A 15,393-nucleotide genomic window follows, 5' to 3' on the forward strand; every position below is an offset into this window, starting at 1 on the left:
TGTAACTTTACACGAGGAGGTGACATGCCATGACCGCAAAAGGATTTGTTTATCTTGTTGGAGCAGGACCAGGAGATCAAAAGCTTATTACTGTCAAAGGGTTAGAAGTATTAAAAAAAGCAGAAGTGGTTCTTTATGATCGTTTGGTTAATCCTCTGCTTTTACAAGAAGTAGATGCAAATGCGGAGTTGATTTATTGTGGCAAGTTACCAGATCGCCATATTTTAAGACAAGAAGCTATTAATGACCTGTTAGTTGAAAAAGCAAAAGCGGGAAGGTTAGTTGTCCGTCTTAAAGGTGGCGATCCTGGTGTTTTTGGTAGAGTTGGCGAAGAAGCTGACGCTCTAAAACGAGAGGGAATTCGTTATGAAATCGTCCCTGGAATTACTTCGGGTATTGCCGCTGCAGCTTATGCGGGCATACCAGTTACCCATCGTGAGTATGGAACAAGCTTTACCGTTGTTACAGGCCATGATAAGTCGGTAGATGGCAAACCACTAATAAACTGGCAAGCTCTTGCTCAAGGGATTGATACAATAGCTTTTTACATGGGTGTGAAAAACTTATCATATATTTGTGAGCAATTGATAGGCAATGGCAAGCCTGCTTCTACAAAAGTCGCTGTAATCCAATGGGGGACGACAGGTAGGCAGCGAGTTGTCGAAGGTACGTTATGTTCAATCGTTAGCGAAGTTGAGAAACATGCGATAAGTAACCCGGCCATTACTCTTGTCGGTAATATTGTCGCTCTTAGAAAACAATTACAATGGTTTGAAGAGAAACTATTGCTAGGTAAAAAAGTGATTTTTCCTAATGGCGAAGAAGCTCAAATAAGCTCTTTAATTAATAATGGTGCAGAGGTACTCACTTATCCACGGCAGCATTGTGAAGTGCTAACGAATGAATTAGCATTTGTTAGTAAGCTAGAGGAAATTAATAGTTATGAGGATATTTTATTTACAGCAAAAGAGAGTGTTTCCTTATTTTTTGAGAGTCTGATTAATCATAAGGTCGATATTCGTTGTTTAAAGGCAAAATTTTATTATACTGATGACGAGACAAGGGGAGCATTACTTCAGCGAGGAATAATTGCTGACCAATCTACTACATTAAACCATAGCGTCATAATTGGTGCAGAGGAAATGAAGCGAGGATCTAAAGGTGACTATTTAGGAACACACCGCCTACAAAATCATCTTCCTGTTTCGGTTGCATTTAGGCGAGTCGTTGAGGAGGATGGATTTAATACGATTATATTCGCAAGTGCTAGTTCGGTCGAATTATTTATGGAACAAGCAAAAATAGATGGCTATCAACCACATGAAGTTATTCGTCACTCTCAAGTCATTTGTATTAATGAAGGAGCCTACTTAACAGCAAAACGCCACAATATTCAAGTTAACATCTACCAAAACAATACACCAGTAGAAAGTCTCCCACAGCTACTCTTAAATTCAATTGAACAGGTAGTCTTGTAAAGAAGGGGGATAGGACATTTTGAAAGCAGTACTATTCGTTGGACATGGCAGTCGAAGAAACAAATCAAATGAACAATTTATTCAATTTGCAAAGGCGGTAGGGAACGATTGCCAAGCAGGCCTATTTCGATATGCGTTTCTTGAATTAGCAACACCGTCGATAGTGGATGAAATTAAGGTTTGCGTAGAACAAGGCGCAACAGAGATTGTTGTCTTTCCGTTACTACTGTTGACAGCAGGGCATGCAAAAGTCGATATCCCAAATGAAGTGGCAAAAGGGAAGGAAATGTTTCCTGCTGTTTCATTTCGAATTGAGAAGCCTTTAGGAATTCAAGAAGTGCTTATCTCAATTTTAGAAAAACGACTGCTCGAAAAACAATTTCTTCGGAGTGAGAAGACGCTAGTTATTTTAGTAGGTAGAGGAAGTAATGATCAAGGTGCGATAAATGATTTTGAAATGGTTGGTCAACTGTTAAGAGAAAAGCTACAGTTTAGCCAAGTCGAAACGGCGTACTTAGTAGGTGGTCATATTTCTTTTAAGGATTGTGTGCAAAATGCCAAACAATTGAACTTCAATCAAATTTTTGTGTTGCCTTATTTATTATTTACAGGTCTCTTACTAAAGGAAATGGAGGAGTTTGTAACTGAACTAGAAGATGAGCGGATTATCATGTGTCAGCCAATCGGCGCAGATAAAACGGTCGTTAACCTAGTGAGTTCGTTGATTAATGAAATCGTTTAATATAATTAGTGGCTGTCCCATAAGTAAAGGTCGTCATCTCGATGCTAGAAATAGATTTGTACTAACATACACTTCTACCTATCCTATCATTTTGAGGTGAACTGATCCTTATGGGGCAGCTTTTTTTTGATTGCTTGTAATAGCCAACAGAAACCAAAAAATTAATATTGTAATTTAACAGTGTTAAAAATTTTGGTGCCTATGATATATTTACTTTATTGATGTAAAGTATTAAAAAACAAAATAATAGAAGTGGACAAACGACATAAGATAAAATAAAGTGTATATTATCATCAACTATTCAGTGGAGGAAGTATGGAACAATTTTTCGTTGCCAGTGTATTATCTGCTCTAGCCACAGGGGTTGGAGCGTTACCTGTTTTATTTTTTCAAAAGGCTACGCATCGTTGGCGCGATATTTTATTAGCATTTACAGCAGGTGTAATGGTTGCAGCAGCAACGTTTGAGCTAATTCCTGAGGCAATTGAAATGTCTAATATTCTAATTATGTCGGTAGGTGTGTTGGCAGGGGTTGTCGTTTTAACAATGCTTGAACGAACGATACCTCATATTGATTTAAGTCATAATAAGAAGAGAATAGATTTCGATCAAAAATCTTTATTAATTATTGCAGCAATAACTCTACATAACTTACCTGAAGGTTTATCGGTTGGAGTCAGTTACGGTAGTGAAATTGAAGGATTAGGTCCAGTGATCGCCATTGCGATTGGCTTACAAAATGCCCCGGAAGGTCTTTTGATTGCTTTGTTTCTAGTACAACAACAAGTCAGCAAATGGAAGGCGTTTATTTTAGCAACACTAACTGGTGCTGTGGAAATTGTTACAGCTGTTATTGGTTTCTTTTTAACATCCTACGTCGCAGGTCTTGTTCCTCTAGGACTGGCATTTGCAGCGGGTTCGATGCTTTATATCGTATACAAAGAAATTATCCCTGAAAGTCACGGTGACGGACATGCTTTGAGCGCTACATATGCCTTTGTTGTTGGGTTATTGGCAATGATTTTTTTAACGAGTGTATTCTAAAAATTGTAATAGCAAATTAGTTTTTAATAAACATAAGTCTCCTAGAAAGAACGGGTTTAGTCAGCTAAGTAATCAATAACCGAAAGAAGGTATAAAAAATTTGAGAATTGACATTCCAAAAATAGCGCATGAGTTAACTGAGAGGAATTTTAGTGATATTTATTATGAAGAAGACCCAATACATGAAATTTGTAAAATCACCGACTCTGATTTTACAAATGAAGCTATAGATAGAGTCCGACTTTATAATACAGTGTTAAAAAATTGCAAGTTCACGAATACAGATTTTAGTAATATTGATATGACAGATGTTCGATTTGAAAACTGTGATTTATCGAATGTTAATATGAGTAATTCTTCCATTCATAGAGTTGAATTTATTAACAGTAAGTTACTCGGTACAAACTTTCCAGAATCCTACATAGGTAATGTTAAATTTGAGAATTCAATATTAAACATGGCTACATTCGGAAATTCAAAACTTGAAAAAGTTATATTTAAAGATGTTTCATTACAAAGTACTGATTTTTATGACTGTAAACTAAAAAAAGTGGAATTCGAATTATGTAACCTTAATGGTGCAAACTTTGAACAAACATCACTAAAAGGAATAGATATTAGTACATCTAATTTTGATTCACTTACAGTTTCACTAGATAATTTAAAAGGATGTAAAGTATCTACATATCAGGCCATTCAATTTGCATCCCTAATAGGATTGGTTATTAAAGATTGATAGAAATGAAAAGAAAAGAAAAGAAGAGGCTGGGACAAAAGTGTCTTCCACCACGCCGATCGCTACTAAATAGAGACGTACAGGTTGATCATATGTCTATATTAGTGCCTGGCGGTGTCTGACACTTTGGTTATGTCCCAGCCTCTTTAGTTCGCGAATAGCTTGTTTCTACCTCTGAAGTAAACCCGTTATTTCTAGAAAGCTTGTTTGGTGTGGTAAAATTAGCCGATATTTAAAAAGATATGGAATGGTGAAAGTTATGTCAATCTCATTTGAAACAATTACTGAAGAAACGTTATATATTGCCCTAGAAATCATTAATTCAAATCCAGAATATAATCTTCGCGGATATAACAAAGAACTGAGGAGCTCAGAAGAGTTAAGGCTAGAATTACTAAACGATAATACGATCAGTGCTTTCATTAAGCTTGATGATACATATATTGGGATTATTGATTATTTAACAAACAACCCAAAAGATAATTACCCATGGTTGGGGTTAATATTAATCCACAGAGATTATCAAGGATATGGTTTCGGTAGTCTTGCTTATACACTTTTTGAGACGGAATATTTAAAGTCAGATGTTATTCGGATTGGCGTTTTAAAAGAAAATGTGAATGCCCGAAGCTTTTGGGAGGGAAAAGAGTTTATTTATTATCAAACAGTGGTAAATGATAGAGGCAAGGAAGTTGATTGTTTTGAGAAAAAATTGAGTAGAGATGAATAATAGTTTTATAAATAAACAAGGCTACAGCAAAGTTTTAGACACCGACCACCGACGGACGATGTCGTGATCTAAACTTATGTTGCAGCCTTTGACTTATTGCCAACGGTTTATTTGTGATTTTACGTCTTCAAAGGATATTACCATTTTCTGCATTGGAGCAGGGCAAATCGAATTGTATTTTCTAATGAGGAGATTAATAGAACTAATTTCTTCTTCAACTTTATTACGAGATGAAATGTCTTCAAGTAATGGTAGGATTTTATGGAGTCGGTCACGGACCTCATGTTGCAATGCAACCCATTGCGGTAAGTATCCGGCATTTTTTACAGTGCGATCTAGTACATTGCCTTCCAAAATTTCTCTCGATAATGGTTTACCCATTCCTTTTAACTTACCCTCATTTTTGTCGTCTTTATTGATGATGTCTCCAAGCCAATCTCTAGTCATATTAACGCCCCTTTAAGAAGATAGAGTGGTATAAACTTTCTTAAACCCTATATCTGTTATATCAAAAGCTACGGATAGTTTCCAGAACTTAAACTCAGCTAAGCTTTAGTGGGAAAAGAGGCTGTCCCATAAGTGTCAAAGTACCTCGAAGTCATACTATAGATAGAAGTGTATGTTTGTACAAAATCTATTTATAGTAGACGAGGTGACTGATACTTTGCTTTTGGGACAGCCTCGAAAACCGGGCAATACTACTTTCTTGAAGTAACCTCATAAATAGCGAACTTCAAATAATTACCTTCATCTGCACCTAAAATTTGAGGGTGGTCATATCCAGCACCACTCCAATGGATTTCTCGTAAAACTTTCTGGGCATCGAAAGCCGCATCTTGAACCATTTGCTCGAACATGCCAGGATCAACATGATAAGAGCAACTTGCCGTTACAAAGTAGCCACCTTCTTTGACAAGTTTTAAGCCATGTAAATTAACATCCTTGTAGCCACTGTATGCTTTATCTACGGCGTGTCGTGTTTTTGCAAAGGCAGGGGGATCTACGATAACTACATCCCATTGTTTCCCTTGTTGCACAGCTTCTCGTAAATAATCAAAAGCATTTGCTACGACAAAGTCAATATTTTCGGTGAATCCATTTAACTCGGCATTTCGTTTCGCTGTTTCAATGGCATGCTCTGAAATATCAACTGCTGTTACATGCTTTGCGCCGTATGAATAAGCATTCAACATGAATGATCCAGTATGTGTAAAGCAATCTAATACGGTCGCTTCAGGTGTAATTAGGGGCTTGATAGCCGCACGATTTTCACGTTGATCAAAGAAGAAGCCTGTTTTTTGACCACCTTCAATATCAACAATATACTTTACTCCGTTTTCTTCAATTTCAATTTCGGTAGGCGATTCGCCATACCAAAAGCCTTTTCCTTGTTCCAAACCTTCTAATTCACGTACATATACGTCATTACGTAAGTAGACAGCTTTCGGGTTAAATACTTCAAGCAGTCCTTTAAGAATCATATCTTTACGAACTTCCATTCCTAATGAAACGATTTGGACAACGAGGACGTCTTCGTATTTATCGACAACAAGTCCAGGTAAGAAATCAGCTTCTCCGTATATCGCTCGACAAGAACGTACTCCAGGAATAAAGCGTTGGCGATATTGCCAAGCTTTTTGAATTCTATCGATAAAAAACTGTTCATTGAGTTCCTCGTCGCGATACGTTAAAATACGCACAATCATTTGTGATTGTGGATTTATGTAACCTTTTCCTAGTAAATGATCTTGGTGGTTATATACTTCTACAGTGTCTCCTGGCTCGTAATCACCTTTAATTTTTGCTACTTCACTTTTATATACCCAGGGATGACCTTCTTCTAGACGCTTTTTTCGCTGTCTGTTTAAAATAACTTTTGCCACATTCTCAACTCCGTTTTTTCTTAGTATAACCTTCTCATCATACAGAAATAAGTATTTGTTGGCAATGTTCGTTGCTATGTAAATTGTCGTTCTTTTATGTTAAGATAAATAATTATATTATAGGAGTGAAAACAAATGATCCATACGAAGTGGCAAAATAGCCCAACGCTTAAAACGGTGAAATGTGTACATACAAATGCAGAGAAATATACAGTGAGTTCAGCTTTAACAGCAGGGAAAATGTATGAAGTGAAAAATGAAACAGAGGAATTTATTTTCGTGATTGATAACACAGGGAAAGTTGGCGCGTATTACAAAGACTATTTCGAGTTGTAAGGTGGTTTTTTACCGCCTTTTTTTATAGTAGGAGGTATATTATGAAGACTGCATTATTAATAGGAGCTTCAGGTTTAGTAGGGAACGAACTATTACATCGCTTATTAGAGAGTGAGCAGTATCGAAAAGTAGTAACACTAACACGAAAACAGCTAGACGTAGTTAACAAAAAGTTGGAGCAACATGTTATTAATTTTAATGAATTAGATAAGTATGAAGATTTATTTTCGGTTGATGTTGTTTTTTGTACGTTAGGAACGACGATGAAAAAAGCGAAATCGAAAGAGAATTTTGTCAAAGTCGATTTTGATTACCCGGTTAGCGCTGCTAAAATCGCTAAACGACAAGGTGTTATGCAGTTTTTCATCGTTACGGCTATGGGAGCAAATCAACATTCATCGATTTTTTATAATCAAGTAAAGGGAAATGTCGAGGCGGCAATAAGACAGTTAAATTTCCCTTCTCTTTATATTATTAGGCCTTCTTTACTGTTAGGAAAACGAAATGAGAGCAGATTTGGTGAAGATATAGGTCAAGCTCTAACGAAAACAATTCCATTCATGTTTAAAGGACCATTAGAAAAATATAAACCTAATCAAGCTAGTGATGTAGCAAATGCGATCTATAAGCTTTCATTGAAAGTTGAAAGTGTTACCCTTATCATCGAATCAAAGCAAATTGAGGAAAATAAATAGGTTAAATTTTGAAGAAATAGCGACAATGCTATTTCTTTTTTTTTGTGTTGACAATTTTGTAAATAGTAGGTAGAATAACTCTGTATTAAGTGTACTACCTTAAATAATACAGATAATACAAAAAACGTTGTTGAGAGGGGTAAAAAAGTTGATTACTATAGAAAATTTAAATCACTCTTTTTTCATAGGTAAGAAAAATGAAGAAAATGAAATTACCGTATTAAAAGATGTTTCATTGACGATTAAACAGGGGGAGATAGCTACTGTTGTGGGAAGAAGTGGGTCTGGGAAATCGACACTGCTTAATATCATTTCGGGCTTTTTAACGTCTACATCAGGGAGAATTATTGTCAAGGATATCGATGTAACAAATTTTAATGAAAAAAGATGGGCAAAGTTTCGGTTAGAGCATTTAGGATTTATTTTCCAAAGCTTTCAATTAATCCCGAGTTTGACGACATTTGAAAACATCGAGCTTCCATTAACGCTTAAAGGGATCCATCCAAAAGAGCGAGTATCATTAGTAAACGCCATGCTAGAAGAAGTAGGCTTACAAAACCACGGGAGCCATTACCCTAATGAATTATCTGGGGGGCAACAACAGCGGGTAAGTATCGCACGCGCGTTAATTACAAACCCTTCGATTATTTTAGCCGATGAGCCAACAGGTAGTTTAGATTCAGAGACAGAAAAAGAAATTCTCCGCTTAATCAAAAAATTAAATCGTGAAAAAGGAATTACCTTTTTTATTATTACTCATGATGATAATGTTGCATCGATTTCAAGTAGGACGTTCCAACTTCATGACGGTGTGTTAAGTGAAACTGGAGGTGTTTTATATGAGGCTAAATGATCAATTCAAATTTATCCGTAAGAATATGAAGAAAAATAGAATGCGAGTGTTTATGACGATTTTGGCAACGACGATGGGTTGCGCCTTTTTAATCGTATTAGCTTCAGTTGGTTTTGGGGTTCATAAAAGCATTACGAAAGAAATGACCGACTATCAAATCTTAACTGAACTTCGTGTCCATGGAAAAGAAGTAGACGGTGAATTTTCAGGGATACAAGAAGAAGACATTGAAAAACTGAAAGAATTAGATGAAGTAAGTGCGGTTGTTAGTAGGGTTCACGTTTATGGGGATTTAAGCGCGGAAGTTGATGGCATATCTACTCAAACGAATACAATATTGACGAATATGGAAGAAGAAATGAAAGCTAATTTTGAACTCTCAGAAGGGCGAGTTCCGCAATCGAAAAATGAAATTATTGTGGGCTCCCATTTTGCAAAAGTGTTGTTAACTGAAGAGCAAATCAAGCAACAACAACTTTTTTATGAAAAGGGTGAAGGTGAACTCCCTTCAGGCTATACTGGAGATCTTCTTGGGCAAGAGCTAACATTTACGATGACGAAAGAGGAAGAAGGTAATATCACAACTGAGCAGCTTCAATTTACGATTGTAGGGATCTCAAAACTTCCATCAAGGGACTGGATGGAGGATAGAGCCTTGTATATTAGCAATGAATATAATCAACAAATCCTTATGAATACTACTGTAATGGAAGAAGAGTTAGAGCATAGAAAACGCCATCCGTTTGATGAAGTAAAGGTGTATGCTGCGAGTGTGAATGAAATTGAGGATTTAAGTAAATCGTTAAAGGAAGACGGCTATCACGTTTACTCGATCTCTGATGAATTAAAAGGAATTAACTTATTTTTTACGGCACTTAAAGCAGGGTTAATCTTTGTTGGAACGATTACAGTGATCATTGCATCGATTGGGATCTTTAATACGATGACGATGGCGGTGACAGAGCGAACACAAGATATTGGGATTATGAAAGCGATTGGTGGTTGTCCATCGTTTATCCGTAAAATGTTCTTAATGGAATGTGCCTTTATTGGGATTGTTGGCTCAGTCATTGGTGTGATCATTTCGTATGTGATTAGTTTTGCTGCGAATTTCATTATTCCGATGATACTAGAAGCAGTGACAGACACAAATGGTCCTATTGAGTTTACGTTTTCACATATTCCTCTAAGCCTTGTCTTAATTGCTGCTTCGATTAGTATTGGTGTCGCAATACTATCAGGATTACGCCCGGCGGTTAAGGCAACGAATATTAATGTGTTGTCAGCATTAAGAAGAGAAATGTAAATAACCACTTATACTAATCCAGATTTTTAAAATCTGGATTTTTTTTTGTTGATAAGATTTTATGAGCATTTAATAATATATTTTTTAAACAATTTAAAAGGACCAAAAATAACTTCTATTAGATTTCGCTGAATTTCCTTGAACGAGCCTCTAACATTCGTTGGTTTTACAGGTTATTGAAGTAGGGCAGCTTTGATGAAACGATTTTCATCTTCTACAAGTCCACAGCTTGCGCATTGAACTCGTTTGTCAGGGCCGTTGTATCTTAAGTGATAAGGCTCTAGATTATTAAGGGCAGTGTAAGTGCCTGTGTTTGTATCCATTTTCACGGCAGTTACGACTTGGTCAATGATGTTAAAGCGACTTTTGGCTTTGCATGAAGGGCAACGATAGGTAGTCATGATGAAACTCCTTTCAATTAAAAGTTAATTTTAGTATATCTAACGATATTTACATTATTCAGGGGGGACTGAAATATGGGGATAGCTTTTTCAAAAGCCCTGATGGAAATAGAATGTAAACTTCTTCGTCGATATGTGGTTAAGAAAAGAGCTAGTAGTTTTTAAATTGGACAAAAATGATTGGAAATTAGTAAAGTATAGATAGAAATCATATGGAAGGGGCCGGATGGATGAAAAGAGCACTTGTTTTAGGTGGGACGAAGTTTTTTGGTAAAAAATTAGTCAGAAATTTACTAGAAGAAGGGGTAGAAGTAACAATCGCTACTCGTGGCAAAACCGAAGATGGATTTGGCGACCGAGTCAACCGGATTCCGATTGAACGGGGAGATCGAGCTACACTTGAAAATTTAGCGTTTCAAAGTTGGGATGTTGTCTATGATCAAACTTGTTACTCTCCACAAGAAGCACTTGATGTATGTGAAGTTTTAGAAGGGAAAATTGGTCGATTAGTTTTCACGTCTACTGCTGCAGTATACGAAGGTGGATCTTTCTTAAAAGAGGATGAATTTGATCCTTATCATTTTGAAATAGGAGAGTTACAATCTCGTCAACATTACAAAGGTGTTGCTGGCTATCAGCAAGCAAAGCGACAAGCGGAAGCAGTTTATTTTCAAAAAGCTGACTTTCCAGTAGTAGCCGTTAGGTTGCCTTTTGTTGTTGGGAAAGATGATTACTCAGAACGGTTAAAGTTTTACGTTCAAAAAGTGAAGCGTGCTGAAGAGATGTATATACCAAAGCTAAACGATGTGCTAGATTTTATCACATCTGATGAAGCTGGACGATTTTTAAAATGGCTTGGGAAGAGTGAGTTTGTTGGTCCAATTAATGGTGGCGCTAAAGATGAGGTTACCTTTAAACAGTTTATTGGAATGATAGAGGACATTGTAGGCAAAAAGGCAGTTTTAACTGATAATGAAAAAGCTGCAACACCGTATGTCTTGTTTACTGCTTTTGCGCTAAGTGTAGAAAAAGCGGAACATTTAGGTTATAAGTTTCCTACGATTGAGGAGTTTTTACCAGCATTGATTAATTATTATGCGTAAGACTTTCATGTTATAGTTAATACTTAAACGGTTTTATTCCCTAAAATTAAAAGCTGTCTACTCTGAGTAGGCAGCTTTTAAATTGCCGCTAGCACATTTCTAAGTAAGTTTCCAATGCAAAAGTAGTATAAATAGTTTACAATAGGTTAGGTTGATTGATAGAGATAACGGAAGGGAAGAGTTGAAGCAGATGACGAAAAATACAGTCGAATTATTAGCGCCAGTAGGGAACTGGGAGTGCCTTCGCGCAGCAGTTGCAAACGGGGCAGATGCTATTTTTTTCGGTGTTGATAAATTTAATGCCCGTGTTCGTGCGAAAAACTTTCAAATGGATGAATTACCAACGATTATGGCTTATTTGCATAAGTACAATGTAAGGGGCTATGTGACGTTTAATATATTAGTTTTTGAAAATGAATTAGAAGAAGCAAGAACGTTAGTCAATGCCTGTATTGATGCAGGGGTCGATGCCTTGATCGTTCAGGATATGGGCTTAGTTGAGATGATCCGCGAGATTTCACCTAATTTTCCAATTCACGGTTCCACGCAAATGACGGTTACTTCAGCAGAGGCTGTTGAATTTTTAAAGCCTTTTGATATTGAAGTAGTTGTGTTAGGACGTGAAAACAACTTAAAGCAAATTAAAACGATTTCCGATAAGACGAATGTACCTTTAGAAGTATTCGTTCATGGTGCACTTTGTGTTTCTTACTCTGGTCAATGCTTAACATCGGAAATGTGGGGTGGACGTTCAGCAAACCGTGGCGAATGTGCACAAGCATGTCGTCTTCCATATGATTTAATTGTTGATGGCGAGCGCAAAGAAATGGGCAATATTGCTTACGTCTTATCACCGAAGGATTTAGCGGCAATTGAGCTTGTTCCAGAATTAATTGAAGCTGGTGTTTCTTCGTTAAAAATTGAAGGACGAATGAAGTCTCCAGAATATGTTGCAAACGTCGTAAGTAAATACCGTAAAGCGATTGATGAATATGTGGCAGGGAGAAATTATCAACCTTCAAAGGCTGAGTTACGTGAACTTGAGCAAAGTTTTAGCCGTGGTTTTACGTACGGCTTTTTAAAAGGGACAAATCACAAAACACTTTTAGATGGTTCGTTTCCGAAAAGCCGCGGTGTGCTATTAGGGAAAGTGAAAAAGGTCTTAAAAGATGGTGTATTATGTGAGATCCAAGCTCCATTAAAGCGAGGCGATGGGATCGTCTTTGATGCGGGGCGCCCAGATCAAAAAGAAGAAGGTGGGCGTGTTTATGATATTCGTAAACAAGGCACGAAAATTGAGGGCGAAGCTCAACATGGATTAATTGAAATCGTCCCAGGTCGTCACGATGTGAACTTAACGAAAGTCCGTGTTGGTGATAAAATCTGGAAAACAAGTGACCAAGAGTTAGAACGTCGCCTCCAGAAGACGTTTGAAAATGAACAAGCTTATCGAGTTTTCCCAGTAAAGGTGAGAGCGACAGGAAAAGCTGGCCAACCGTTAGTGACACAATGGCTAGATGAAGAAACTGGCATTTCCGTCACTGTTCAATCAAGTGTAGACCTAGAAGAAGCTCAAAAACGTCCGTTAACGAAAGAGTTCTTACAAGAACAATTTGGACGTCTTGGTGGTACGATTTTTGAGTTAGCTGAAATTCAGTTGCAAGTAAATGGAGACGTTATTGTCCCTATGAAAGAATTAAATAAAATCCGCCGTGAAGCAGTCGAGTTACTTGTGAGTAAACGTCAAGAACCACGCGTTTATGTGAAAAATAATGAGGTAAAAGCGTCTAGGAAAAGAGCTGCAAAAGCTAAGGTGCCTACAAAGCTTATCTCCTTATGTCGCTCACTTGAACAAATTGAGGCTTCGTGTAAAACGGATGTTGATTATATTTATGCTGACTTTGAATTTACAAAGGATTACCCACAAGCAGTGGAAGTTGCCCGTCAATACGGCAAGCCTATTGCCCTTGCGACTCCAAGAGTACACATGCCAGGTGAACAAGGAGTTTTAAACCAAATTTTAAGAGCGGAACCAGATGCCATCTTAGTCCGGAACCTAGGTTCTGTCCAATATTACCTCGAGCAAAAAGTTGAACTGCCGCTAATTGGAGATTTTTCTTTAAATGTTGCCAACCATAAGGCAGCTGAAATGTTTTTAAATCGTGGCTTAGAAAGGGTTACCCCTTCATATGATTTAAACATTCAACAAATGGTCGACTTACTTGGAGAAGCACCTGCACATGAAATGGAAGTTGTTATTCATCAGCATTTACCGATGTACCATACCGAGCATTGTGTTTATTGTACGTTTTTAAGTGAAGGAACAGATTATACAAACTGCGGTCGCCCTTGTGAAGATCATCGAATTTCATTGGAGGATCGAGTTGGCTTTTCACATCCAGTTCGAGTGGACGTCGGCTGCCGAAATACAGTCTTTAACGCAATTGAACAATCGGGTGCCGAGTATATATCCCATTTCAAAGATTTAGGGGTCGGTTATTACCGAGTAGAGTTTCTAGAAGAAGACGCTGCGAAGGTGACTGAAGTCCTTTCATTGTACCGTCAAGCTTTAGAAGGCAAACGTACAGGTACGAGCGTCTGGAAATCACTAAAGGCAACGAATCAATTAGGAGTAACAAGAGGTCAATTAGTTAAATAAGATGTCCGGGGAGAGTCGTTTCGACTCAACTTCTAGAAGAAATAAGAAAAGACCAAAAGAAGATAATAGAAAAACTAGAGCTAGAGGACAAATGATCCTCTAGCTTTTTCAGTTTATGAGGAACTTTCCGTCGACAAAATGTCCACCTGACACGGACTTTTTGCTGGAAATGTCTTTTTGATGTGCCAGGCACCTTATTATGGGAAACAAGCGGATGCCTAGCACCAATGATCTAATTTCACATAAGCTAATAGTGACTTGTACGTAATTAGAGATGAAGGGAAGTTGTACTATTATGGATAATGGAGAAAGCCAACAAAAGCTCATGGAATTAGTTGTTGATAAAGTGTTACAAAAGCACGGCGTGATCGACCAAAAGCCTCAGTTAGATCAAGCTGAAAAAGAAAGAATTGCCGAGATTGTGCAAAATATTAAAGCTGATGTTGAAACGTTTTTAGAAAATGCGAATAAAACAAAGACTGAAAATGACTTTCCACAAAATAATGTTGAAAATGTAAACGTCGCTAGAGATGAAGTTGTAGAACAGGTGATCAAAAAGGCGCCAATATTTTCAAGTAATAATGATGTAAAAGCTGTTAAGACATTTTTTAATAGACCCAAAAAGTAAGGCCTCGTGATGAGGTCTTTTTTTTTAGTTGTTACCAATACCTAAAATTGTGCGTTTGACTTGATGACATTGTCCATTCGCTAACCATCTACCCAACATATAGTAACAGTGTAAACCTAAAAGGAGGTATAACTATGAATCAAGAAGAATTTCGTTCAACTAGTAAGAAAAAAAAATGGTCAGCATTAGATTGTAAACCACATCCTCACTGTCCGCCAAAGCAAGAGGACGAAACTCAAGCTGCAGAGCAAGTAAATAAAACATTACAATTATCTGAAGAGTATATTTTAATTAAAGACTCTTGTGATGTCACAGTAAGTACAACAGATACGAAAGCAGCTGTATCGTTACAAGCTTCATTACAAGCGATCATTGCGATTATCATTTCAATCTCAATCGCAGATAGCAGTAAAGCAGAAAAAATCACGCAGGAACTTTTACAGACTGCGAAAGTTAAGCAAGTAACGTACCAAAAAACAATCATTGAAAATTCTAAAAATGTTGATGTAACGACAACAGACACTCAAGTAACAGTTAACATTCAACTATTAATTCAGTTATTGTTAGCGTTAATTGTTCGTTTAGATATCCTATAATGAAAAAGTCCATTTGGGGTGTGAACTCACCCCATTTTTTTTATTGTTAAGGAAATAAAAGGTTTTTCACATGTGAATTAGTTTAATTTATAGTGATAGTCTTGCTCCACCGCCCAGCCCCTCGAGGTCAAATAACCTTTCAGAGAAAAAGTGAAATGCGCACTTTTTTCTGAAAGAACATTTGCTTGTCGGGGCTAACAGGA

The 15,393-nt window shown here is 37.1% G+C and carries 16 protein-coding genes; 13 read left to right on the plus strand and 3 right to left on the minus strand.

Features of this window, described 5'->3' with window-relative positions; all coding sequences use genetic code 11:
- The first annotated feature begins 29 nt into the window (after positions 1-29).
- The 5 genes from cobA (at position 30) to ACK4M9_RS04950 (ending at position 4,730) form a co-directional block, all read left to right on the plus strand.
- On the plus strand, positions 30-1,478 hold the full coding sequence (cobA, locus tag ACK4M9_RS04930; RefSeq protein WP_409848485.1) for a uroporphyrinogen-III C-methyltransferase: 1,449 nt from the start codon (positions 30-32) through the stop codon (positions 1,476-1,478).
- A 19-nt stretch (positions 1,479-1,497) separates the two neighbouring features.
- Complete coding sequence (locus ACK4M9_RS04935; RefSeq protein ID WP_409848486.1) at positions 1,498-2,220, plus strand: sirohydrochlorin chelatase; 723 nt, start codon at positions 1,498-1,500, stop codon at positions 2,218-2,220.
- Between the two features lie 315 nt (positions 2,221-2,535).
- Positions 2,536-3,264, plus strand: coding sequence for a ZIP family metal transporter (locus ACK4M9_RS04940; RefSeq protein ID WP_409848487.1), 729 nt, complete (start codon positions 2,536-2,538; stop codon positions 3,262-3,264).
- Positions 3,265-3,364: 100 nt separating this feature from the next.
- Entirely contained in the window at positions 3,365-4,000 is a 636-nt protein-coding gene (locus ACK4M9_RS04945) for a pentapeptide repeat-containing protein (RefSeq protein WP_409848488.1), read from the plus strand.
- 259 nt (positions 4,001-4,259) lie between these two features.
- Positions 4,260-4,730 (plus strand): GNAT family N-acetyltransferase, encoded by a 471-nt coding sequence (locus ACK4M9_RS04950; RefSeq protein ID WP_409848489.1) that lies wholly within the window; start codon positions 4,260-4,262, stop codon positions 4,728-4,730.
- 93 nt (positions 4,731-4,823) lie between these two features.
- Here the strand turns inward: ACK4M9_RS04950 and ACK4M9_RS04955 are convergent, their stop codons facing one another.
- Both ACK4M9_RS04955 and ACK4M9_RS04960 read right to left on the minus strand, forming a co-directional pair.
- On the minus strand, positions 4,824-5,177 hold the full coding sequence (locus ACK4M9_RS04955) for a DnaJ family domain-containing protein (protein WP_409848490.1): 354 nt from the start codon (positions 5,175-5,177) through the stop codon (positions 4,824-4,826).
- A gap of 251 nt (positions 5,178-5,428) precedes the next feature.
- Entirely contained in the window at positions 5,429-6,613 is a 1,185-nt protein-coding gene (locus ACK4M9_RS04960) for a class I SAM-dependent rRNA methyltransferase (protein WP_409848491.1), read from the minus strand.
- A gap of 135 nt (positions 6,614-6,748) precedes the next feature.
- Between ACK4M9_RS04960 and ACK4M9_RS04965 the strand changes: the two genes are divergently transcribed.
- The 4 genes from ACK4M9_RS04965 (at position 6,749) to ACK4M9_RS04980 (ending at position 9,803) form a co-directional block, all read left to right on the plus strand.
- A complete protein-coding gene (locus ACK4M9_RS04965) occupies positions 6,749-6,949 on the plus strand; it encodes a DUF6501 family protein (protein ID WP_409848492.1) in 201 nt (66 codons plus the stop codon).
- 41 nt (positions 6,950-6,990) lie between these two features.
- Complete coding sequence (locus ACK4M9_RS04970; RefSeq protein WP_409848493.1) at positions 6,991-7,644, plus strand: oxidoreductase; 654 nt, start codon at positions 6,991-6,993, stop codon at positions 7,642-7,644.
- A 148-nt stretch (positions 7,645-7,792) separates the two neighbouring features.
- The gene (locus tag ACK4M9_RS04975) at positions 7,793-8,497 is read left to right on the plus strand and encodes an ABC transporter ATP-binding protein (RefSeq protein ID WP_409848494.1); all 705 of its coding nucleotides are present in this window, start codon (positions 7,793-7,795) and stop codon (positions 8,495-8,497) included.
- Positions 8,484-9,803: an ABC transporter permease gene (locus ACK4M9_RS04980; protein ID WP_409848495.1), complete on the plus strand. Its 1,320-nt coding sequence runs from the start codon at positions 8,484-8,486 to the stop codon at positions 9,801-9,803. Before ACK4M9_RS04975 ends, ACK4M9_RS04980 begins: the two co-directional genes overlap by 14 nt.
- Before the next feature lie 173 nt (positions 9,804-9,976).
- Here the strand turns inward: ACK4M9_RS04980 and ACK4M9_RS04985 are convergent, their stop codons facing one another.
- Positions 9,977-10,204 carry a DNA alkylation repair protein gene (locus tag ACK4M9_RS04985; RefSeq protein ID WP_409848496.1) on the minus strand — a complete coding sequence of 76 codons (228 nt, stop codon included), beginning with the start codon at positions 10,202-10,204 and terminating at the stop codon, positions 9,977-9,979.
- A gap of 230 nt (positions 10,205-10,434) precedes the next feature.
- Between ACK4M9_RS04985 and ACK4M9_RS04990 the strand changes: the two genes are divergently transcribed.
- From ACK4M9_RS04990 to ACK4M9_RS05005, 4 genes are all read left to right on the plus strand, one after another.
- Positions 10,435-11,307, plus strand: coding sequence for an NAD-dependent epimerase/dehydratase family protein (locus ACK4M9_RS04990; protein WP_409848497.1), 873 nt, complete (start codon positions 10,435-10,437; stop codon positions 11,305-11,307).
- Between the two features lie 190 nt (positions 11,308-11,497).
- Positions 11,498-13,966 (plus strand): U32 family peptidase, encoded by a 2,469-nt coding sequence (locus tag ACK4M9_RS04995; protein WP_409848498.1) that lies wholly within the window; start codon positions 11,498-11,500, stop codon positions 13,964-13,966.
- A 295-nt stretch (positions 13,967-14,261) separates the two neighbouring features.
- Positions 14,262-14,594, plus strand: coding sequence for a hypothetical protein (locus tag ACK4M9_RS05000; protein ID WP_409848499.1), 333 nt, complete (start codon positions 14,262-14,264; stop codon positions 14,592-14,594).
- Positions 14,595-14,728: 134 nt separating this feature from the next.
- Complete coding sequence (locus ACK4M9_RS05005) at positions 14,729-15,190, plus strand: spore coat protein (protein WP_409848500.1); 462 nt, start codon at positions 14,729-14,731, stop codon at positions 15,188-15,190.
- The last annotated feature ends 203 nt before the right edge of the window (positions 15,191-15,393 follow it).

Origin of the sequence: Anaerobacillus sp., from assembly GCF_046314235.1 — a bacterium.
In the GTDB taxonomy this organism is placed as follows: domain Bacteria; phylum Bacillota; class Bacilli; order Bacillales; family Anaerobacillaceae; genus Anaerobacillus.

Bases quoted from the DNA above. Each gene is read 5' to 3' on its own strand.
- ACK4M9_RS04985 (WP_409848496.1), bottom strand. From the start codon at position 10,204: ATGACTACCTATCGTTGCCCTTCATGCAAAGCCAAAAGTCGCTTTAAC.
- ACK4M9_RS04965 (WP_409848492.1), top strand. From the start codon at position 6,749: ATGATCCATACGAAGTGGCAAAATAGCCCAACGCTTAAAACGGTGAAA.
- ACK4M9_RS04995 (WP_409848498.1), top strand. From the start codon at position 11,498: ATGACGAAAAATACAGTCGAATTATTAGCGCCAGTAGGGAACTGGGAG.
- cobA (WP_409848485.1), top strand. From the start codon at position 30: ATGACCGCAAAAGGATTTGTTTATCTTGTTGGAGCAGGACCAGGAGAT.
- ACK4M9_RS05000 (WP_409848499.1), top strand. From the start codon at position 14,262: ATGGATAATGGAGAAAGCCAACAAAAGCTCATGGAATTAGTTGTTGAT.
- ACK4M9_RS04980 (WP_409848495.1), top strand. From the start codon at position 8,484: ATGAGGCTAAATGATCAATTCAAATTTATCCGTAAGAATATGAAGAAA.
- ACK4M9_RS04990 (WP_409848497.1), top strand. From the start codon at position 10,435: ATGAAAAGAGCACTTGTTTTAGGTGGGACGAAGTTTTTTGGTAAAAAA.
- ACK4M9_RS04950 (WP_409848489.1), top strand. From the start codon at position 4,260: ATGTCAATCTCATTTGAAACAATTACTGAAGAAACGTTATATATTGCC.
- ACK4M9_RS04940 (WP_409848487.1), top strand. From the start codon at position 2,536: ATGGAACAATTTTTCGTTGCCAGTGTATTATCTGCTCTAGCCACAGGG.
- ACK4M9_RS05005 (WP_409848500.1), top strand. From the start codon at position 14,729: ATGAATCAAGAAGAATTTCGTTCAACTAGTAAGAAAAAAAAATGGTCA.
- ACK4M9_RS04955 (WP_409848490.1), bottom strand. From the start codon at position 5,177: ATGACTAGAGATTGGCTTGGAGACATCATCAATAAAGACGACAAAAAT.
- ACK4M9_RS04970 (WP_409848493.1), top strand. From the start codon at position 6,991: ATGAAGACTGCATTATTAATAGGAGCTTCAGGTTTAGTAGGGAACGAA.